Genomic DNA, 20,471 nt, shown 5'->3' with positions numbered 1-20,471 from the left:
GTAACGCATTATGGCGCGGTTTGCCGCCGGGGCTGTCCCAGCGGTGCAAACCACAGCACGGCAATCCCCACCAGCAGGCTCGCGGCGGCAAACAGCAGCCCCGATGTGAACGAGTGCGTCCAGTCCTTGAGCACGCCCACAACGATCGGGCTCAGTGCCGAACCGAGGTTGCCTACGGCGTTGATGACGGCGAGCCCGAGCGCACGCGTTTGCGGCGTGAGGCTGCGATCGGGCACGGTCCAGAAGATCGCCATCGCGGTGTATGCCCCGGTCGATGCCATGGCGACCCCGGCGAGACGCATCGACGCCTCGGGTGCGAAGCACGTGACGACCCAGCCCGCCGCCGAGAACAGCATCGGCAGCACGAGATGCCAGCGGCGCTCTTGCAGGCGATCGGAGCGGCGTCCCCACCAGATCATGCCGGCGATGGTGCAAAGCGAGGGAATGGCGGCGAGCAGGCCGATGGTGACGTTGCTGCTCGTCGTGCCGAAGCTCTTCACGATCTGTGGAATCCACAGCGACGCGAGCGAGAGCGTGTTGACCAGACAGAAGTAGCCGAGTGCGAACTTCGCCACCGTGGGCGTCAGGATGGCGCGCCAGACACTGCCCGTCTGCGTCGCGGCGTGGCGATTGCCAGCCTGCTGTGCGACGGCAATCGCCGCTTCACGATCGCGCGCAATCATGCCGTCGAGCGTGCGCTTTTCGGCGGTGGAGAGCCAGCGCGCATCCGCCGGTTTGTCGTCGAGGTACCACCACGTGGCGAAGCCCAGCAACACCGTCGGCAACCCTTCGAGCACGAAGAGCCATTGCCAGCCGGCGAGGCCTGCCACACCGTCGAGTCGCAACAAATAGCCGGATGCCGCCGCACCGAGCGCCGACGTGACCGGCATCGCAATCATGAACCACGCGTTTGCGCGTGCCCGTGCCGCCGAGGGAAACCAGTCGCCCATGTACAGGAGCATGCCCGGCAGAAAGCCCGCTTCGGTAATGCCGACGATGGCGCGAATCAGGTAGAGGCTGGTGGCATCGTGCGCGAACATCGTGGCGCTTGAGGCGAGTCCCCACGCGATCAGGATGGCGCCGATCCAGCGCCGTGCGCCGAACTTCACGAGCATCAGGTTGCTCGGCACGCCGCACAGCACATAGGTCAGATAGAAGACCGTTGACGCCATGCCGAACATGGTGCTCGTAAGCCCGAGGTCCTGACTCATCGTGAGCGCGGCAAAGCCGACGTTGATGCGATCGAGAAACGAGAACAGGAACAGCACAAACAGAAAGCCGAGCAGACGTCGCGAGACTTTTCGTACGACAGCTTGCTCGATGGCGGCGCTGGGTGCGTCGGCGTGCGGTGCAATGGGTACAGGTGTAGCAATGCCGCCGGCGAGGCTGGCGGCAGGGGTCGTGCGGCTCATGATAAGTGTCTTCTCCAACGCGCCCCGCCTTGACTTGTCGTGTGGCGGTGTAAGGAAAGCGGGCCTGCCGTCGAGGGCAGGCGCCGAAAGAATCGATCAGGTGCGTGCGGCTTCGCCGATGAGTTCGATCACGCGTTGCGGGTTGCCGACTTCGTTGGCCAGCAACAAGGCGAGTTTGGCGAGCAGCAGTTCGCGCCGGTCTTCGGGGACGGCATCGATGGCCAGAGCGAGGGTGTCGTAAATTTCCTCAAGCCCGGCGATGGTGGTGGGTTGTGCGGTCATGACAGGGGCTTCCCCAAAATTACGTGGTGAGTGAAATGCAGCAGCAGTGCGTGCCGCGCTTCACTCGGTTCAGACGCGGGCCGTCGCGTGCGCGAGCGCATCGGTAAGACGCGCGGCGTCGAGCGTCTGCCAGCGTGCGCAGATGTGGTGATCGGGCCTCACGAGATAGGCTGTGCCGTGCTCCGCACCGTACCTTTCGAACGCATGGCCGGTCGGATCGGGCAACGTGATGTCGGCACCGGCCACCGTGGTTTGCTTGTCGGCGAACGCGATCACCGTCACCGGCACACCGCGCTCGCGCCACGTTGCGAGGGTGTCGCACAGGGCGTCGGAGAGCGGCGCGTCGCCAAAGATCACGAGGTGGAAGGCGGCGCCGAAATGATCGTAGAGATAGTCGTTTGCACCGAGCTTCACGTTCGGTGCGGGCGCGCCGACGGTCGGGCCGGCGCTCATGTGGGCGCTCATGCAAGCGTTGTCATCGCTTGGACTGTTCAACGGTGAGTCGCGATAGTCGTGTGCACGCGACGTGCGCCAGTGGAACAGCGGCCGCACGAATGCATGGTCGAGCGACAGGTCGAGAACGGCATCGCGCAGCAGGCGGAAGCCATGCGAGGGCGGTGTCATGAAGCGCGTGCTCTTGCCCGCTTCGGCGATGATCTCGCGCGCGGCACCCACGCGGTCGTGCGTGTACGACGTGAGCAATGCCGACGGCGCGACGCCTTTGGCCACCGCAGCCAGTTTCCATGCCAGATCGATGGCGTCCTGAAAGCCGGTGTTCGCGCCGCGCACACCGAAGATCGGCAGCAGGTGAGCGGCATCGCCCGCGAACAGAATGCGTCCGTGCACGTAATCGGGCAGCGTGAGTGCGCGCGCCGAATACACCGAACACCAGTCGAGTTCCCACGGCTTGCCGCCGAGTCCCATCATGTCGAGCTGCGCGTTGATGCGCTCGCGGATCGTCTCCGGTTGCAGCGCGTGTTCGGAGGTTTCCGAGGCGGGCAACTGATAGTCCACCCGCCAGATGCCGTCGGGCTCGCGATGCATCAGCACCGTGTTGCCCGGGTTCCAGTCCGGCGCGAAATAAGCGAGGCGTTCGGTCGGCAGATCGAGATCGATACGGATGTCGGCGATCACGAAACGCCCTTCGTAGCTCGCCCCCTCGAAGCGCAGCCCCATGGCGGTGCGCACCGTCGAGCGCGCGCCGTCCGCTGCTACGAGCCACTGCGCGTGTTGCGTGTATTCGCCGTCGGGCGTGTCGATTTGCAACGTGACGTGGCCGCTTTCCTGCGCGTTCTGCTCGCTCTGTGTCACGCCGACCAGCTTGTTCCCCCAACGAATCTCGACGAGCGGCTCGCGCTCGATGGCGTCCACGAGATAGCTCTCGAGCACGTTCTGTTGCAGGTTGATGAGCGGGGCGAATCGATCATCCTCGCTGACGGGCGATTCCATACGGAACACGCGCTGGCCGCGATAGAACGAATTGCCACTCGTCCACGGCAGGCCCTTGGCGACCACGGCATCGGCCACGCCGACCGCTTGCAGAATCTCCTGCGAGCGGCGCGTGAAGACGATCGCGCGGCTGCCTTCGGAGACTTGTTGCTCGGCTTGCAGCACCACGCAGCGCACGCCGTGACGCGCGAGCGCCAGCGCCGAGACCATGCCGATCGGGCCGCCGCCGACGATGACAACAGGCACTTCGGGCGGCTCACCTTGCGGGAAAAAGTGCGGATGGACGCGGTACGCGTGATAAAGCGACGCGCGCGGGGAGGTCTCTGGTCGATGCATGATGCGACACCCGAAAACGGCTCGGCGCGCTCGCCGTCGACCGTCTCGTGTCAGCGCAGAGCCGGCCAGCACAAGCGCGCAGGAAAGGCCAATCTGGCCTTTGCGTATTTAGTTGCTAACGCAACCATTCTAGTGTGCTAAGGTTGCGCCCGCAACCAAATATCGTCTCATTTCGACTAGGGGAAAACACTGAAATGCGGCCTGCTCACAAGACCCTCGATCAGTTCCTGACGTACAAGATGCACCGCCTGATGAAGCAGCACGACAAGCGCATTGCGCAGTCGTACGCGGATGCGGCGCAGTTGAGTCTGGCCGAATCGCGCGTGTTGGCGGCGGTAGGTTCGGCGGGGGCGCTGTCGAACTCCGAGCTGGCGCGGCGTGCGAATCTGGACAAGAGTCAGGCGAGCCGTGGTGCCGACGGACTGGTGTCGCGCGGGCTGGTGAGACGCGCGCCGGACGAGTTCGATGGCCGGGCGGTGAAGGTCACGCTGACGCCGGAAGGCGAGGCGATGTGGCGCGTGGTGATCGGCGCGGCGCGCGAGCACTATGAACACTTGTTCGAAGCGCTGACGGACGAAGAAATGCGTGTGTACGAGCGGTTGCTCGACAAGTTGCTGTTGCGCTCGGATGAGCTGGATGGAACCGACTGACGCTGCGGTGTCGACGGGCGCAGACGTATGGCGCCTCACCGGATTCGGTTGAGCGCGACCCGGCACCATTGAGATGACAAAAGAAGAGGGGCACCCACGCGAGTCGGTGCCCCTCTTGCATTGCGACGACGTCCGGCGGTTCAGCAACGAGGCTGCCGGCAGCGCCGTCGCCCCGCTGCGATTACGCGAACGAGAGCGTCTTCGTCAGGTCGCCCGGCGGCATGGCGCCGCGTGCGGCGAAGGCGGCATTGCGATAGGCGATGCCTTCGAGCGTGGGCAGGTCATACAGACGCGTGATGAAGCGCAGCACCGAGGTGGTGTCGTAGAACGTGTGATCGACGTTGCCGCGCTTGGCGAACGGCGACACGACGAGTGCCGGAATGCGCGAGCCCGGGCCCCAGCGGTCGCCCTTGGGCGGGGCGACGTGATCCCACCAGCCGCCGTTTTCGTCATACGTGATCACGACCATCATGTTCTGCCACTGCGGCGACTTCATCAGGTGGGCGAGGATGTTCGCCACGTGTTGGTCGCCCGACTCCACGTCCGAATAACCGGCGTGCTGGTTCAAGTTGCCTTGCGGCTTGTAGAACGTCACGGCGGGCAGCTTGCCTGCAATGGCGTCGGCGATGAACTTGTTCGAGATCGGGCCGTCGCCGAGGCCGCCGTCGCGCAAGTGTTCTTCACGCGCGGCGGTGCCGGGTGCGAACTGAGCGAAGTAGTTGAACGGCTGGTGGTGGTACTGGAAGTTCGGCGTATCCGGGCCGCCCTTGTGATCGAGTGCGGCCTGCCACGCACCCGCGTACCAGGCCCACGAGACACCCTTCGACGAGAGCAGGTCGCCGATGGTCGCGAAGTTTTGCGGCGGCAGCGTGCTCGGGTTCGACGGATCGGCGAGGTGCTTGTCGCCACTGGCCGACGGCTTCACCGGCGACGGCTGATACGGCGGCATCATCGTGTTCACGGCGAAGTTGTCGGGCGTGATGGCACCGTCGCGCACAAACTTCGGCTTGCCGTCAGCGGCGGCCGGCGATTCTGCATGCACGGCCAGACGCACGCCTTGCGGGCCGTCGGCGAGTACGGCGATCTTGTCCTTGGCCGGGCTTTGCGCGGCGTTCGGGTACACCGGCGGGCGGCCGGTGATCAGGAACTGGTGATTCAGGAACGAACCGCCGAAGGCCGCCATGAAGAAGTTGTCGCACATCGTGTATTGCTGCGCGATCTTGTACATGTTGAGCGTCTTGGCGGTCTCGCCGTAGTAGCCCATGACGAGACCACCGGAGTCGGCCCAGGCGGCGAACTGGTTGTTCGTGCCGTCGGCGATCTGCATCTGGTTCTGCCAGAACAGGTGCCACAGGTCGCGCGTGATGACCGATTCCGGCAGCAGCTTGCCCTCGGCGTCCTTGAGCATGAACGGCGCGTTGGGCTGGCGCGGGATGTCTTTTTCGGTGATGTGGTACTTCTTGCCGCCGATGGTCTGGGCCTTGGGCACGAGGCCGTCGAAGAACGGCGGGAGCATCGGCATCGGCGTTTTGCCGTCGCGCTCGAGCTGCGTGTAGGCGGAGGCGGGCACCTTCGAGAGCGGCTTCTCGATGCCGGGGAAATCGGCGAACAGGTTGTTGAAGCTGCGGTTCTCGAGGTAGATCACGACCACGGTCTTGATGCTGGCCTTGAGCTGGGCATCGAACGTGCCGCCGGCGGCGACTACGGTCGTGGCACCGGCACCGCCTTCGGCGGCGCAGCCCGTGAGGGCGGTGGTGGCGCCTGCGGCACCGGCGGCGCTGATGGCGGCCAGACCTTGCAGAATGCGGCGACGCGACGGGTCAGACGGATTGTCGTCCTGGCTGTCGAGGGCGGGATCGTGCGGCTGGGGCGTGGCGTCGTGCGTCATGATGTCCTTGTTTGACGTGTCGGGCTTGGGTGCGCGCGTTGGCGCCCGCAGACGGTCGGCAAGGGTACGACGTACGAGTCAGGTCGTCACCCTGCCCAGGCGGGCGAGGCAGACGACGTTTTTACGCGTCGATTGTGACAATTCAGTGACGAAACAAAGGCACTTCCCGGCGAGGGGGCGGAAGTGGCGGGGGCGGGCCAGGTGCGGCGGGGTGCGGCGGGGAAATTCCGAATGTTTTGGGGCGATGTGCCACGCGGGCTTTGCGGTTTCTACAATGAGCCGTTGCACTTCGAAAGTGTCCCGATTCTCCGTATCTTGGTTTCCCCAAATCCCCGGACGCATGTTCGGGGCAGTTGCCCATCCCGCCAATGACTTCCCTATTGAGTACCCGCCTGCGGTCCGACCTGCCGTTCGATGTTCGCTTGCTTCGCGTCATGCGAGAGCGATCAATGGAAGGCCAGGAGATGTCGACCTCCGAACAACTTGCCGACGCGACAACAGTCGGCCTTGAAACCGTACGCGACGCACTCGGCCGTTTGTGGGCGGGGGGCGATGTGGTTCGGCTTGGCGGCGGCGAGGCTCCGCGATATGTCGTGGTGAGCGAGGCGGCAGGCAGCGTTGTTTGCGAACCGCATTTGACGCACGACGTCAGTCCGCCGCTTGATACGTCCCCTGCAACCGACACCGAGGCAGTGTGGGCCGACACGTCACCGGAGGCGGTGTTGCGTCGTCGACTCGAGGCACCGCTCTCGACGCGCACTGCGGTGGGCTACCTTCGGAATTTCGTCGACAGCTACGTCCCCAATCAAACATCACTGTTGCCCGCGGAGTTGGCGCGCGGATTGTTTGGGGCAGGGCGGCTTCCTGGCCGTCAGCCGGCGGGGACATTTGCACGGCGTGTGCTGGAGGAATTGCTGATCGATCTGTCGTGGTCGTCGTCGCGACTGGAAGGTAACCGCTATAGCCTGCTGGAAACCGAAGCGCTGTTTCGCGAAAAGACCATCGATGGGGATCGCGATGCGGTGATGTTGCTCAATCACAAGCGCGCGATTGAGTTTCTGGTGGATGCGGTGCCGCATGAGGGGCTAACCACGAGCTTGCTGCGCAACCTGCACGCGTTGCTCATGCAGGACCTGCTCTCAAACCGAAACGCCCTCGGCACGATCCGGTGCCGGCCCGTTGGTATTACGGATACGCGCTTTCAGCCGGAGCAGACACCTTGCGTGCTCGACGAGATGTTCACGCAGATCGTGACGAAGGCGGCAGAAATCCGAAATCCTATCGAGGCGGCATTCTTCCTCTGGGTGCAGTTGCCGTATCTGCAACCGTTCGAAGACGGAAACAAGCGAACGAGCCGCCTCGCGGCCAATGTGCCGTTGATGCTCAAGAACTGCGCGCCACTGTCATTTCTCGATGTTGATCCGATGGAATACGCGCAAGCCATGATCGGCGTGTACGAGTTTCGCGACACATCGCTAGCCGTGCGGCTGTTCGAACGAACTTACCGCAGATCGTTGACGAAGTACGCAACTGCCGCGCTCTCGGATGATTCACCGGATTTGGAGCGTGTGAATTTTCGCGCGCAATTGACGGTCGCGATCGATCGCATCGTCCGGGCCGGCGCCACGGTGTCGGATGCAGTATCGGCACTCAGTCTCACGACGGGCGCCTGTCAAACGTTTGTGCCGATTCTGGAGGAGGAGTTGTCGGAGCTCGGGCCTTTCAACTGCGCACGCTATTACCTGACACCGCATATGACGCAAACATGGATTGATGCGGGGCGTCCGAGTTGATTCAGAGGCTGCGCGTCGCCGGCCGAGGCGCAAGGTACCCACTATCCTCAAACAACCCGGTCCGGAATTGCTCAACCAGATCGTCGAGCAGGGCACGCAGAGCGCTCGGCATCTGTTTGCGTGAGGTATAGACGCCGTACACGGTCATTTCTCGCGGCACGTAATCGGGCAGTAGCGCTTGCAACGTGCCGTCGCGCAGATACGGCAACGCCGCATAGACCGGCTGCATGCCGATGCCGGCACCGGCGAGCGTCGCCGAGAGCAGTACGTTTGCCTCGTTGGCCGACAGATTGCCGCCGACGGGCACCCCCAGCGGTGTGCCGTCATGCGTGAACTGCCACAGACTCTTGCCGAAATACGTGTACGTCAGACAGTTATGCAACGCGAGATCTTCGGCGCGCGAGGGCGTGCCAGCCCGTTGCAGATACGCCGGTGCCGCGCACACCACGGAATGGCAGGTCGCGAGGCGTCGCACAATTAATCCCGGCGCCGGCTCTGACGTCACACGAATCGCCAGATCGATGCGCTCGTCGACCAGATCGACGGTGCGGTCGGCCACCACAAGGTCGATGGCCACACCCGGATGCCGCGCAATGAAACGCGTGACCGCCGCCGCCAGAAACGCCTGCCCGAGCGACGTGCTGCACGCCACCCGCAACAAGCCGCGCGGCGTCGTGTCGTCGTGCGACACGCTGGCAAGATCGTCGGCGATACCGAGCATCTCGCGGCACCGGGGCAGCGCGTCGAGCCCCGCCTCGGTGAGACTTACCGCCCGCGTCGTGCGATGCAACAACCGCGTGCCGAGCCACGCCTCCAGTTCCGCCAGATAACGCGACACCATCGCGCGCGACATGTCGAGCCGCTGCGACGCCGCCGTGAGCGAGCCGCGCTCGGCCACTTCGGTAAAGACACGCATGGCTGTCAGCCGATCCATGATTTGCTCGATCGATGCAACAAAGTGATCGTCATTATGGGCTTTTTCTGAGCGATTGGCGCGTCTACGATGTCACTCATGGAACGCGTCGAATGACGGCGCAGGCAAGCCGGAACGCCAATGCCACCGTTCCCCCGCTCAAATGGACAGCCTGTCATGACCCAAGCCCGTTTGCATTACATCGCCGATCCGCTGTGCGGCTGGTGCTACGCCGCCGCACCGCTCGTACGCGCTGCCCGTGACGTCGCCGGTCTCGACATCGCCCTGCACGGCGGCGGCATGATGGCCGGGCCCAATGCGCAGGCGGTCACGCCGCAATTGCGCAACTACGTGATGCCGCACGACCATCGCATCGCCGCGCTTACCGGGCAGCCGTTCGGGGATGCCTATTTCGATGGCCTGCTGCGCGACGACAGCGCCGTGTTCGACTCGGCACCGCCGACGGCTGCCGTGCTGGCCGCCGAGACGCTCGCCGGGCGCGGCCTCGACATGTTTGCCGCCTTGCAACGGGCGCATTACGTCGACGGCAAGCGCATCGCCGATCGCGACGTGCTCATCGATATCGCTGCCGGACTCGGTCTCGATCGTGAGGCCTTTGCCGACGCGTTCGATGCGCAGGACGATGCCGCGCTCATGCGCCACTTTCGCGAAAGCCGTTCGTGGCTGACGCGCGTCGGCGGCAGCGGCTTTCCGACGTTTGCGCTGGAAATCGACGGCCAACTTGAACGGCTGGAACCCGGGCGCTATCTCGGCAAGCCCGACGCATGGCGCGACGCATTGCGTGAACGTCTGCTCGCGGCGCAAGCGGTGCAGACCCACGCGCCGGGGGGCGTGAATGCCGCCAGCAACGCTGCCGAAACGCCGCCGCAATGCGGCCCTGACGGCTGCGCGATCTGAATCTGCCGCGGAAGTGGTGTCTGCCGATGACGTCACCTCTGCCGAATCCCCCCTCACCCTCAGGAGACTCCCGATGAAAGTCGCATTGATTGGTATTACCGGCCGCGTGGGTACGCGTGTCGCTGCCGAGTTGCTGCAACGTGGTCACACAGTCACGGGTATTGCCCGCAACCCCGAGCGCGTCGAAGCCGAGGCGGGCCTGCGTGTCGTCAAGGGCGACGCTGCCGATCCGGCATCGCTTGCACCGCTGCTCGCCGGCAACGACGCCGTCATCAGTGCCGGTCGTTTCGTATCGATGGATGCGGCGAAGCTGGTCGACGCCGTGAAGCGCGCAGGCGTGCCGCGTCTGCTCGTCGTGGGTGGCGCGGGAAGTCTGGAAATTGCGCCGGGCAAGGCACTGATCGACACGCCGGAATTCCCCGAGGCGTACAAGGCCGAAGCCAGTGCGGGGCGCGACTTCCTGAACGTGCTGCGCGCCGAGCCGAAAGACGCGTCGCTGAACTGGACCTTCCTGTCGCCGTCGGCCCTGTTCGAGCCGGGTGAGCGCACGGGCAAGTTCCGTCTCGGGGGCGATGGCCTGCTGGTCGACGCCAACGGCAAGAGCTGGATTTCGATGGAAGACTACGCCATCGCGTTGGTCGATGAACTCGAAAAGAATCAGCACCCGCGCGCACGTTTCACCATCGGGTACTGATCCGCGACGCATTCACGACGGATTTATCGTGGATCGGATATCGGGCGAGGGCGGTGACGTCCTCGCTCGAAGTCTTTGGCGCGGTCGAAAATCATCGCTGACCGCTGACCGCTGACCGCTGACCGCTGACGTCAGCGTGCCTTTCGGAACGTCAGGTTAAAACGCACCGCGTCGGCGTCGAAGCTGCCTTCCACGCTGGCGATACCGTGATAGACGAGCCGCGACGGGCCGCCCCACACGACGACATCCCCCGGTTCAAGCCGCACCTTTCGCGTGCGATCACCCCGCTGCAATCCACCCCATAGAAAGACCGCTGGCAAGCCGAGCGAAACCGACACGATCGGTGCGTCCAACTCGCGTTCGTCCTTGTCCTGATGCAGCGTGAGACGTGCGTCCAGCGTGTAGCGATTGATCAGGCAGGCGTCAGGCGCGAAGCCCGCGTACCCGGCGGCGCTTGCCGCCTCCAGCGCAAGTTTCAAGAACGACGCCGGCATGGCAGGCCACGCCTTTCCCGAGAGCGGGTCGCGGGTGCCATAGCGGTAGCCCATCCGGTCACTGATCCAGCCCACTTCGCCGCAATTGGTCATGGCGACCGACATGCGTTTGCCACCCGGCGTGAGCCAGTGGCGTAACGGTGCCTGTGAAACCACCCCTTCGATATCGCCTTGCAACACGTCGAGGCTCGCCCCCGCATAGCCGCGCAGCACGAACGCGCCGGGGCCGAGTTCATCGGCCTGCACGTTTTGCCTCGCGCGGGGATCCGGCGAATCGTTGGCATCGGCGAAGAGATCGAGTGTCATGTGGCGTCGTGCAGAATCAGGCCCAGTGTGTGCCGGTGGCCACTGCGCAGGCGGCTCACACCATGGCGAAGATTCACGCGATACACCCCGCGTGTGCCGTTCACCGGGCGATGGTTCACGGCGAACACCACCGCATCGCCGCGCATCAACGGCATCACTTCGGCGCGCGATTGCATTCGTGGACGCTGCTCCGTCAGCACGAACTCACCGCCGGTGAAGTCCTCGCCCGGTTGCGAAAGCAGAATGGCCACCTGCAACGGGAACACATGTTCCCCATAGAGGTCCTGATGCAGGCAATTGTAGTCGCCGGTGCGATATCGCAGCAGGAGTGGCGTCGGGCGGCGCTGACCCGCCGCGTGGCACTGTTCGAGAAACGCCGCGTGTGTCGGCGGATACCGGACGTCGATGCCAAGTGCGGCGTGCCAGCGATGGGCAATTTCGCGCAGCGGTGCGTAGAATCCCTCACGCAACTCCGCCACAAGCGGTGGCAGCGGATACGCGAAGTATTGATATTCCCCCAGCCCGAAACCATGACGCGCCATCACCACCCGGCTGCGGAAGCGCGATGACGTCGGCGTAATGCTCGGGCGGCTGTCGGTCTCGCCATACAGGTCGGCGATCGCTGCGCATTCGTCGGCGCTCAACAGATTCGGCACCCGTGCGGCGCCGAAGCCGTTGAGCTCGCCTTCGATCGCCTGCCAATTGAGCGTCTGCACCCTGCCCACCGGTTCGCGCGCGGTCATTGCTTCCCCTTGGCGGACGCGCCAACCGCGCCAACCGCGCCAACCATCTCGGCCTGTTCGTGCGCGAGCAGCGCGCGCTTGCGCTCCACCCCCCAGCGATACCCCGACAACCCGCCGTCATGACGCACGATCCGATGGCACGGAATCGCCACCGCCAGCGTGTTCGATGCGCAGGCCTGTGCGACCGCCCGTACCGCACGCGGCGCGCCGATCCGCTCGGCGATCTCGGAATAGCTCGCGACCTTGCCTGCCGGCACATCGCGCAACGCCTGCCAGACCCGCTGCTGGAAGGCGGTGCCCCGCACGTCCAGCGGCAGCGACAACCCGACGCGCGGCGACTCGACAAACCCGACCACTTGGGCGACCCAACGCTCGAATTCGGCATCGGCGCCCGTGAGTTCTGCCTTCGGGAAACGATCCTGCAATTCGTGCACAAGGGTTTCCGGATCGTCGCCCAGCGAGATCGCGCACAAGCCACGCGGCGTGGCGGCGACCAGCAACGCGCCAAGGGAACATTGCGCGACGGCAAAGCGAATCGTTTCCGCTTGTCCACCTGCACGGAAGGCGGCCGGTTTCATGCCGAGCAACGCGCCGGCGTTCTCATAGAAACGGCCGTTGGAATTGAAACCTGCATCGTAGAACGCCGATGTCACGCTGCCCGCAGCGGGCAGCGCATCGCGCACGCGTTCGGCGCGGCGTCCGTTGGCATAAGCACGTGGTGTCACACCGGTGACGGCGCGAAACAGGCGATGGAAGTAATGCGGGCTGAGACCGGCCTCGGCGGCGAGGTCTTCCAGACGCGGCGCAACCTCGGCCGTGTCGATGCGGCGGCACGCGGCGGTGATCAGTTCGGCGTGACGTGCATCGAGCGTGCCTTGATCCGGCTTGCACCGCTTGCACGGGCGAAAGCCCGCATGCTCGGCCTCGGCCATATCGGCGTGAAACGCCACGTTCTCGCGCAGCGCCAGACGTGCCCCGCACGACGGACGGCAATATACGCCGGTGGTGCGCACGGAATAGAAGAATGCCCCGTCGGCCTCTTTGTCGCGGGCGGCGACGGCCGACCATTTGGCGGCGTCGGTCGCATAACGCGCGGCAGGTGTCGTCGTACCGGCCGGTGCCGGGGACTGGCGCGCAGTATTCGCGTTATCCGCGTTCTTCGCGTTATCCGTGCTATCCGCACGATTCGCCGCGTGACCGGCGCGCGCAGGGCTGGCCTGACGGACTGAAGGCTTGGTACTCACTTGATTGGCACACATCGCAGTGTTCTCCCAATGACTGATGACTTGCCTTCAGTTTAGGGAGCCGGTCGCGATACCGCGCTCCGCTTCTTGCTATTGAATTCAGCCCAGTCCCGGCGCGGCTCAGACACCCGGTGGCATGGTCGTGCCAAGCTTGGCCGCGAAGCTCATGACCATCACCAGCACGAGCGCTTCGACGGCGATCACACGGGCGAAGGCCGTGGTGTCCAGATGCGTCTCGCCGGTATCGAGCGCCAGACGCGGCAGAAAGTGCCAGCGGTTCCACGCACCCAGTACGGCAGCGCAGGCAACGAGCACAAGCTTGGTGATCAGCCACGCGAGATACGGCACGTTCTGCGTTGCAAACCACATAGAGGGCGTCTCGCCGAGCGTGCGCCATGCGTTGAACGCTCCCGTAACAAGCGCGACGAACATGGCGAGCGTAGCCACCGATGACAGACGCTCGCCGTACGCGGCTCTCGCGCCGACCGGCCAATGCCGCCAGCCCGGAATGACACAGCCCGCGACCAGCAGCACGCCGGTCCACGTAGCGGCCGCCCCAACGTGCAGCGTGTGGATGCCGATGGCAAGCCACGGCATGGACGCGTCGGCGGCATGCCCGGTACCTGCCCGGGCCAGTGCCAGCAGGACGGCACCGGCCGCGTAGATGGTGCGTGCGTGACGCTCCTGTTGATGCTCGCGGCGATGATGGCGGTCGCGGGGATCGTCCGCGACGGGGGGCGCGTCGCGCAAACGACGTCGTGCGTCGTACCACGTCCACGCGCCTGCGCAGAGCAGTGCGGTGCCGAGCGCCGCAACCCACTGCATGCGCCCGTAATGCGATTGCGTGAGCACCAGCCATACGTCGGCGAGCATGGCGGACGTGCTGTCCCAATCGCCGCCCGTCATCGCCTGCGTACTCGCCAGCACATAGGCGACCCACGCAATGACGGCGAGTCCGGCAGCAAACCCCGGCAGCACGCGCAGGGTCAGCCCGCGTCGCACCGCGTGCGGGCTGCGCAGCAGCAACACGCCAAGCGCCAACGCCAGCGCAAGGTTGAGCAGACCGGCGGTTGCCGGCTGCCAGGTGCCCGCTGCGAGATCGGACGGCATCACTTCACGGTGAACTTGAAGCTGCCTTGCGTGCGATGGCCGTCGTTGGCCACGGCGACCCAGTTCGCCTGATAGTCGCCGGCGGCGAGCGTCGGCAACGCCAGCGTGAGCGTCTTGCGGGCGGCGTCGAGTTCGGCCTTCGCCTCGGTCACCGGCTTGCCTTTCGCATCGACGACGGTGAGCTTCGAGAGCGCACCTTCGAGGGCCGAGTCGAACGTGACGCGGGCCGACTTGGGCGCGTCGACCGTGGCCTGCGCGGCAGGCTCGCTCGATACCGGATGCGCATGGGCCCACGCGCCTTGCGAAAGCCCGGTCAGACCGATGGCGGCAACGAGGGCGAGCCCTCGCGCAGCGCGGCGCAGCGGATTGAGGCGGGCGCCCGGGGTGCGAGTGGTTTGGGCGGTGCGGGGGGCGTAGGGGGTCTTGGACATACGCATATTGAGCTTGGCGAAAAAGGATTGGGGGGCGTCAATGCGACGTATCGGGCGCCGCGCGATGTGCGACCTGCACCGCTCGCGCAGTATCGCAGACCTTGCAGACCGATGCAGCCACCCGGCAGTTCCGCGACAGGCGGTGCGACGCGGTGTCGCGCAGTCCGCGGCAGGGCATGCCCGGTTCGGTGCTTGTCTTATATTTGCAACTCAGTTGCAAAATTAAAAATCTCTCCGTATCATCGCGATTTATTGCAACTCAATTGCATTTTTGCGGCGCCCGTTCGTCGCAGCCCCGCGATGACCACCGTCACACGATGCACCGCCGATAGCGGGGGTGCTCGTCCGGCCGGCCACACGTAGCTTGCGAAGCGATGGCGCCGCGCCCGTATGCGCGCCGACGCGTTCGATCTGGCTTGACGCTGCACCGGTCCCCCCGACGGCGCGCGCCACCGGCGTCACGCCCACGCCCTGCCGGCTTTTCCCAGGCTCCGGCATGGCGACACCCCTCGCGAGCGTCGTCGGCGCGCATCCCTACGGGGCTGCGTCGCGCTCACGCGCGGCAGGCACCACCCGTGAAAGGTTCAAACGGCAGCGGGCGTTGCCAGCCATTGATCGCCCCCCACGCAAACAGGATCCATCCGCCATGACACCTCCTCTCAATGCCGCTGCCGCCGCCACTGCCGCTGGCAGTGCCGACCGCCGCCTGCCCGTCACCGTCCTCTCCGGCTTCCTAGGTGCCGGCAAAACCACGCTGCTCAATCACGTGCTGGGCAATCGCGAAGGCCTGCGCGTCGCGGTGCTCGTCAACGACATGAGCGAAGTCAACATCGACGCGTCGTTCGTGGAACGTGGCGCCGCCAACGCCGGTGCGGCGCTGTCGCGTACGGAAGAGAAGCTGGTCGAAATGAGCAACGGCTGCATCTGCTGCACGTTGCGCGAAGACCTGTTGATCGCCGTGCGTGAGCTCGCACAGGACGGCCGCTTCGACTATCTGCTGATCGAGTCGACGGGTATCGCCGAACCGATGCCGGTGGCGGCGACCTTCGAGTTTCGTGATGAAGCCGGAAAGTCGCTCGCCGACGTCGCGCGTCTCGACACCATGGTGACGGTGGTCGACGCGCTGCACGTGCTCGAAGACTTCCACGGTCTGGACACGCTCGCGCAGCGTGGCGAAGTGGCGGGGGAAGAGGATGAACGCCGTCTGGCAGAACTGCTGACCGAACAAATCGAATTCGCCGACGTGGTGGTGGTGAGCAAGGTCGATTGCGTCGACGCGGCACGGCTCGACGCCGTGAAGGCGCTGATCACCGGCCTCAATCCGTCGGCACGCATCGTGCTCGGCGAGCGCGGGCAGGTGCCGCTGACCGAAGTGCTGGGCACGGGGCGCTTTGACCCGGAGCGTGCGGAGCAGATGGCCGGCTGGGCGCAGGCACTCGTGGGCGATCACGCGTCGGAAGCCGACACCTTTGGCGTGACGAGCTTCGTGCTGCGTCATCGCGAGCCATTGCATCCCGCACGCTTTGCCGCGTTCATGGGCATGCCGCTACCGGGCTTGATGCGGGCGAAGGGCTACGTATGGGTGGCGAACCGGCCCGCGTGGGCGCTCGCCTACTCGCGCGCGGGCAACACGGCGACGCTGGAGGCGGTCGGCCAGTGGTGGGCCGCCGCCGACCCCGACCATTGGCCGGCGCTTGGCGACCCGCAACGCGACGCGATCGAAGCCAATTGGGAAGCGCCGTGGGGCGACCGCATCAACGAAGTCGTCTTCATCGGCCGCGAGATGGATCGCACCGCCATCGAGTTCGCGTTCGCCGAGTGCCGTCTGGGTGTGGTCGAACTGGCGCAGGGTGACGCCGCATGGCGCGACTCGCAAGATGCGCTGGCGCTCGACTTGCCGGGCGGCACTGCATGAGTCGTGTGGGCTTGATTGGCGGCTTGAAAGGGATGGGGATGGGGCGTGTGAGCGGCAGCAACGACATGAACGGCAGCGCAGACCGCGCGCAGTTCACGCTCTCGCGCAGTTTCGTGTTTGAGGCGGCGCACACGCTGGCGCGGCGCGACATCGATCCGCCGAGCATCGACGCGAGCCGTCGCATTCATGGGCACAGCTACCGTGCGACGGTGGAAGTGACGGGCAAGCCGCAGGGCGAGACGGGCATGGTGCTCGACCTCGCCGTCTTCGACGCGGCGCTGGCGCAGGTGTGCGAGCGTCTGGATCACCGGCTGCTCGACGATGTCGCCGGGCTTGGACCCGCCACGCTCGAGAATCTGTGCAGTTTCATCTGGCGCACGCTGGCACCGCGTCTTGTCGGACTCTCACGCGTAACCGTGAGCCGCGATGCGCGCGGCGACGCGTGTTCGCTTGTTATCGGCCCTGCGTGAGCGAGATGAGGGCAAGCAACGCGAACGAAAAAAGCGGACGGTCCCTAAGGCACCGTCCGCTTTGCATGACGCATGACGTGCGGCGGGTGATCGCCGTACGTCATGCCTCTGCGCCTTAGAAGTCAGGCGTTTCCAACGGGCGCAGATCGAACACCAGCACTTCGGCGTCGTTGCCCTTGGCGAGCGTGAGCGCGGTTTCTTCGCGCACCCGCACGCCGTCGCCTTCACCCAGCGCCACGCCGTTCAATTCCACACTGCCGCGTGCGACATGCACGTAGGCATAGCGGTTGGGCGCAATCGCCAGCGTGGCCGATTCGTCGCCGTCGAACAGCCCGGCGTACACGCGCGCATCCTGATGGATGTGCAGCGAGTTGTCGGCGCCGTCCGGCGACATGATCAGGCGCAGACGGCCGCGCTTTTCTTCCGGCGAGAAACGCTGTTGCTGATACTCCGGCGTGATGCCCTTCTGGTTCGGCACGATCCAGATTTGCAGGAAGTGCACCGGCGTCGTCGGCGAGTGGTTGAACTCGCTGTGCGCCACGCCGCGTCCGGCACTCATCAACTGCACGTCACCCGGTTCGATCACCGAGCCCGTGCCCATGGTGTCCTTGTGTTCGAGCGCGCCTTCGAGCACGTACGAAAAGATCTCCATGTCGCGGTGCGGGTGCTTGCCGAAACCTTGCGCCGGGGCCACGCGGTCGTCGTTGATCACGAGCAGGTCGGAGAAGCCGACTTGCTTCGGATCGTAATAATTGGCGAACGAGAACGTGTGATGCGAGTTGAGCCAGCCGTGATTGGCAACGCCCCGGTCGGCAGCTTGTCTGATGTCCAGCATGTTGGGCTCCTTGGTGTTCGTCGATTCGGTTCGAATCAGTGAGAGGCGGTGATGCGGTGTTGTTTGCCTCGATGACTCACATTTTAGGGTCCCCGGCGAGAACTACAATCCGTCTGAATGGCGAATAATTGTCACGTTTCAGATGACAATTGTTGTGCAATGGATTGACGGGATTTCCGTGTGAAGGTCGGACAAATCTGAGTCGAGCGGTGAAATTTACCGAAAAGTCGCGTGAAAACGGCAAAGACGTGCGGCCGATGCGCGCGTTGACGCACGATGTGCGAGACTACGAGCCTTCTTTCGCATGGCAGACCGGCCGCCCTGCGAGGCCACGGGCCTCGTTAGTCACGCCGGCGCTGTCGGCCCTGTCAGCCTGACCGCCCCCACTCTGGAGATTCGTCATGAGCCGCACCTTTGCCTTTCGTATCGTCAACGTTTTTGCCGAAACCACGTTCGGCGGCAATCCGCTGTGTGTCTTCGAAGATGCGCGCGGCATGAGCGACGACGAAATGCGAGCGCTGGCGCGACAGTTCAATCTGTCCGAGACGACGTTTATCCTGCCCTCGGAGACTGCCGACGCGCATGTACGCATCTTCACGCCCGGCTACGAAATGCGTTTTGCCGGTCACCCGACGCTGGGCACGGCCCACGTGCTGCGCTCGATTCGTAATCTCGGCGACGCGGTGACGCTGCAATTCGCGGCCGGTCTCGTGCCGGTGCAGGCCGAAGGCGATCATTGGACGCTCACGGCACCGTCGCATGGCGAACCGAAGATCGAGAAGGCACACGAAGCCGACGCCGACATCGCGGCGCTCGTGCGCCTGTCGCGTGACGATCTGGCGCAATCGCCGCAGTGGGTCGATACCGGTGCCGATCAGTTGCTGATTCCGCTGAAGAACGCCGATGCAGTGGCCCGTGCAACGCCGGACAGCGCCCGGCTGGAACGCTGGCCGCTCTCGAGCCTCGAGCGCAAGACGGGTTATGTGTTTTCCATCGATGCCAATCACGGCGGCGAGCTGGAAGTGACGGCGCGCTACTTCTTCACCACGCAAGGCGGTGGCGTGAGCGAAGATCCGGGCACCGGTTCGGCCTGCGCGAATCTGGGTGGCTGGTTGATCGGACAGGGCTATCCGCTGCCGGTGCGCGCGCGCGTGTCGCAAGGTGACGCGATCGAACGTCCGTGCCGCCTGACGCTCGAAGTGACGGCCGACCGTCAGATTCGCGTCGGCGGTAACGTGATCGAACTCGCGCGCGGCGAAGTCAGCCTGTAATCGTTTGCGAGCGTCGCAGGGCAGTCGCGCTCTGGACGCGGGGAGAATTCAACGGATGTACGCATTGGCAGCACCGGTCGAAACCGAGCTGGAAATCAGGAAGAGCCGGTTTATCGGCATTGTCATGCCCGTGGCATCCCGCGAGGTGGCAATGCGCGAGCTCGACGCGCTGCGCGTGCGTTATCCCAACGCAACGCATTACTGCTGGGTGTTGTTGTGCGAAGGTGCGTCGGGTTTCGACGACGACGGCGAGCCCGGTGGCACGGCGGCCAAGCCCATGTATAACGTGCTGATGCATAAGGAGCTGGCCAACGTGCTGGCCGTGGTGGTGCGCTACTACGGTGGTATCAAACTCGGTGCGGGCGGCCTGACCCGCGCCTACGGACAGGCGGTGAGCGAAGCCCTGAAGCTGGCGACGCTCACCGCCGTCGAACCGATGGCGGAGCCGAGCTACCGTTGCAGCTTCGCGCACGAAGCGCCGCTGCGCCGGATTGCCGAGCGTCACGCGGCCACCGTACTGGATGTCAGCTACGACGACGGCGTGACCCTGCGGCTGAGTCTCAAGGCGCGCGATGTCGACGTGTTCGAGGCCGACGCTACCGAAGCGCTCAGCGGCGGACTCGAACGGGTCTAGGCAAGGCGCGGTCTGCGCCGAAAAAAGGTCGGCAAACAGGCCTTCTGTGCATTGCCGACATTGCCGACATTGCAGTGGCGGATGCCCGCGCCCCGCCCATTCCTCCCAACTACCGAACGCTGATGACGCCGCGCATGCCGGCTTCGTAATGGCCCGGTTCCAGACACGCGAAGTCCACCGTGCCGGCTTGCGTGAAATGCCACACGAGCGTCTTTTGCTGGCCCGGCTCGACGGTGACCGCATTGGGCTCGGCGTGCGACATACCGGGCATCTGCTGCATCATCTTCGCGTGCTCGGTGAGCGACGCGGCCGTGCCCAGCATCATCTCGTGACGGATCTTGCCGCTGTTGGTCACGACGAAACGCACCGTGTCGCCACGGCGCACCGTGAGCGTGCCGGGCGAGAAACGCATGGTGTCGCGCATATCGACTTCGACGGTGCGCGTGGCTTGCGCCGCGTCGCCCGCTTCACCGATGTTGGTCGCAGCACCGTCGCCGTGCGCGTGCTGCATGTTGTGCATCGCGTGCGGATCGTCGGCAAAGGCCGGCGCCGCCGAAACACTCAGCCCCAGCGCAGCCACCGGAATCAGCAAGCGGATGACATGGCGCAGCGGCATGCGGGCGGACAACGGCGACTGCGGCAGACGGGCAAGGTGACGGCTGAGCTGACGGCGGATCTGGCGG

At 65.0% G+C, this 20,471-nt stretch carries 20 protein-coding genes; 8 read left to right on the top strand and 12 right to left on the bottom strand.

Annotated features, from left to right (window positions below):
• Window positions 1-8: 8 nt before the first annotated feature.
• The 3 genes from CDV44_RS20735 to CDV44_RS20725 all read right to left on the bottom strand — a co-directional run bounded on the left by CDV44_RS20735 (window position 9) and on the right by CDV44_RS20725 (window position 3,479).
• Complete coding sequence (locus tag CDV44_RS20735; protein WP_087690133.1) at window positions 9-1,412, bottom strand: MFS transporter; 1,404 nt, start codon at window positions 1,410-1,412, stop codon at window positions 9-11.
• A 96-nt stretch (window positions 1,413-1,508) separates the two neighbouring features.
• Complete coding sequence (locus tag CDV44_RS20730) at window positions 1,509-1,694, bottom strand: DUF2783 domain-containing protein (RefSeq protein WP_087690131.1); 186 nt, start codon at window positions 1,692-1,694, stop codon at window positions 1,509-1,511.
• Between the two features lie 69 nt (window positions 1,695-1,763).
• A complete protein-coding gene (locus CDV44_RS20725; protein ID WP_087690129.1) occupies window positions 1,764-3,479 on the bottom strand; it encodes an FAD-dependent monooxygenase in 1,716 nt (571 codons plus the stop codon).
• A gap of 194 nt (window positions 3,480-3,673) precedes the next feature.
• On the opposite strand from CDV44_RS20725, the gene CDV44_RS20720 reads away from it, so the two are divergent.
• Complete coding sequence (locus CDV44_RS20720) at window positions 3,674-4,129, top strand: MarR family winged helix-turn-helix transcriptional regulator (protein ID WP_087690128.1); 456 nt, start codon at window positions 3,674-3,676, stop codon at window positions 4,127-4,129.
• A gap of 181 nt (window positions 4,130-4,310) precedes the next feature.
• Here the strand turns inward: CDV44_RS20720 and CDV44_RS20715 are convergent, their stop codons facing one another.
• Window positions 4,311-6,017, bottom strand: coding sequence for an acid phosphatase (locus CDV44_RS20715; RefSeq protein ID WP_087690126.1), 1,707 nt, complete (start codon window positions 6,015-6,017; stop codon window positions 4,311-4,313).
• A 464-nt stretch (window positions 6,018-6,481) separates the two neighbouring features.
• Here CDV44_RS20715 and CDV44_RS20710 point away from each other — a divergent pair, with 464 nt between their 5' ends.
• Window positions 6,482-7,810 carry a Fic family protein gene (locus tag CDV44_RS20710; protein WP_087690781.1) on the top strand — a complete coding sequence of 443 codons (1,329 nt, stop codon included), beginning with the start codon at window positions 6,482-6,484 and terminating at the stop codon, window positions 7,808-7,810.
• Between the two features lies 1 nt (window position 7,811).
• Here CDV44_RS20710 and CDV44_RS20705 read toward each other — a convergent pair whose 3' ends face one another.
• The gene (locus CDV44_RS20705) at window positions 7,812-8,744 is read right to left on the bottom strand and encodes a LysR family transcriptional regulator (RefSeq protein WP_087690124.1); all 933 of its coding nucleotides are present in this window, start codon (window positions 8,742-8,744) and stop codon (window positions 7,812-7,814) included.
• A gap of 156 nt (window positions 8,745-8,900) precedes the next feature.
• Here CDV44_RS20705 and CDV44_RS20700 point away from each other — a divergent pair, with 156 nt between their 5' ends.
• A complete protein-coding gene (locus tag CDV44_RS20700) occupies window positions 8,901-9,641 on the top strand; it encodes a DsbA family protein (protein ID WP_087690122.1) in 741 nt (246 codons plus the stop codon).
• Between the two features lie 73 nt (window positions 9,642-9,714).
• Window positions 9,715-10,335 carry an NAD(P)-dependent oxidoreductase gene (locus CDV44_RS20695; RefSeq protein WP_087690120.1) on the top strand — a complete coding sequence of 207 codons (621 nt, stop codon included), beginning with the start codon at window positions 9,715-9,717 and terminating at the stop codon, window positions 10,333-10,335.
• Window positions 10,336-10,466: 131 nt separating this feature from the next.
• Here CDV44_RS20695 and alkB read toward each other — a convergent pair whose 3' ends face one another.
• The 5 genes from alkB to CDV44_RS20670 form a co-directional block, all read right to left on the bottom strand.
• A complete protein-coding gene (gene alkB / locus CDV44_RS20690; protein WP_087690118.1) occupies window positions 10,467-11,135 on the bottom strand; it encodes a DNA oxidative demethylase AlkB in 669 nt (222 codons plus the stop codon).
• Window positions 11,132-11,878, bottom strand: coding sequence for a 2OG-Fe(II) oxygenase (locus CDV44_RS20685; protein WP_087690116.1), 747 nt, complete (start codon window positions 11,876-11,878; stop codon window positions 11,132-11,134). Before CDV44_RS20685 ends, alkB begins: the two co-directional genes overlap by 4 nt.
• Entirely contained in the window at window positions 11,875-13,137 is a 1,263-nt protein-coding gene (gene ada, locus CDV44_RS20680) for a bifunctional DNA-binding transcriptional regulator/O6-methylguanine-DNA methyltransferase Ada (RefSeq protein ID WP_087690115.1), read from the bottom strand. The genes CDV44_RS20685 and ada overlap by 4 nt, the downstream gene beginning before the upstream one ends.
• Before the next feature lie 105 nt (window positions 13,138-13,242).
• Window positions 13,243-14,232, bottom strand: coding sequence for a copper resistance D family protein (locus CDV44_RS20675; RefSeq protein ID WP_087690113.1), 990 nt, complete (start codon window positions 14,230-14,232; stop codon window positions 13,243-13,245).
• A complete protein-coding gene (locus CDV44_RS20670) occupies window positions 14,232-14,663 on the bottom strand; it encodes a copper resistance protein CopC (RefSeq protein WP_087690111.1) in 432 nt (143 codons plus the stop codon). Before CDV44_RS20670 ends, CDV44_RS20675 begins: the two co-directional genes overlap by 1 nt.
• A 646-nt stretch (window positions 14,664-15,309) precedes the next feature.
• On the opposite strand from CDV44_RS20670, the gene CDV44_RS20660 reads away from it, so the two are divergent.
• Window positions 15,310-16,578, top strand: coding sequence for a GTP-binding protein (locus CDV44_RS20660; protein WP_087690107.1), 1,269 nt, complete (start codon window positions 15,310-15,312; stop codon window positions 16,576-16,578).
• Entirely contained in the window at window positions 16,575-17,048 is a 474-nt protein-coding gene (locus CDV44_RS20655; protein WP_343039021.1) for a 6-carboxytetrahydropterin synthase, read from the top strand. The genes CDV44_RS20660 and CDV44_RS20655 overlap by 4 nt, the downstream gene beginning before the upstream one ends.
• 115 nt (window positions 17,049-17,163) lie before the next feature.
• On the opposite strand, the gene CDV44_RS20650 is transcribed toward CDV44_RS20655, so the two are convergent.
• Window positions 17,164-17,883 (bottom strand): pirin family protein, encoded by a 720-nt coding sequence (locus CDV44_RS20650; protein ID WP_087690105.1) that lies wholly within the window; start codon window positions 17,881-17,883, stop codon window positions 17,164-17,166.
• A 401-nt stretch (window positions 17,884-18,284) separates the two neighbouring features.
• On the opposite strand from CDV44_RS20650, the gene CDV44_RS20645 reads away from it, so the two are divergent.
• Both CDV44_RS20645 and CDV44_RS20640 read left to right on the top strand, forming a co-directional pair.
• Window positions 18,285-19,154, top strand: a complete 870-nt coding sequence (locus CDV44_RS20645) for a PhzF family phenazine biosynthesis protein (protein WP_087690103.1) — start codon at window positions 18,285-18,287, stop codon at window positions 19,152-19,154.
• Window positions 19,155-19,209: 55 nt separating this feature from the next.
• A complete protein-coding gene (locus tag CDV44_RS20640; RefSeq protein WP_087690101.1) occupies window positions 19,210-19,788 on the top strand; it encodes a YigZ family protein in 579 nt (192 codons plus the stop codon).
• 109 nt (window positions 19,789-19,897) lie between these two features.
• Here CDV44_RS20640 and CDV44_RS20635 read toward each other — a convergent pair whose 3' ends face one another.
• Complete coding sequence (locus CDV44_RS20635) at window positions 19,898-20,404, bottom strand: plastocyanin/azurin family copper-binding protein (RefSeq protein ID WP_087690777.1); 507 nt, start codon at window positions 20,402-20,404, stop codon at window positions 19,898-19,900.
• Window positions 20,405-20,471 lie beyond the last annotated feature (67 nt).

The organism is Pandoraea sp. PE-S2R-1 (genome assembly GCF_002179865.1).
Classification (GTDB): Bacteria; Pseudomonadota; Gammaproteobacteria; order Burkholderiales; family Burkholderiaceae; genus Pandoraea.
This window is presented reverse-complemented; position numbering and strand designations above follow the sequence as displayed.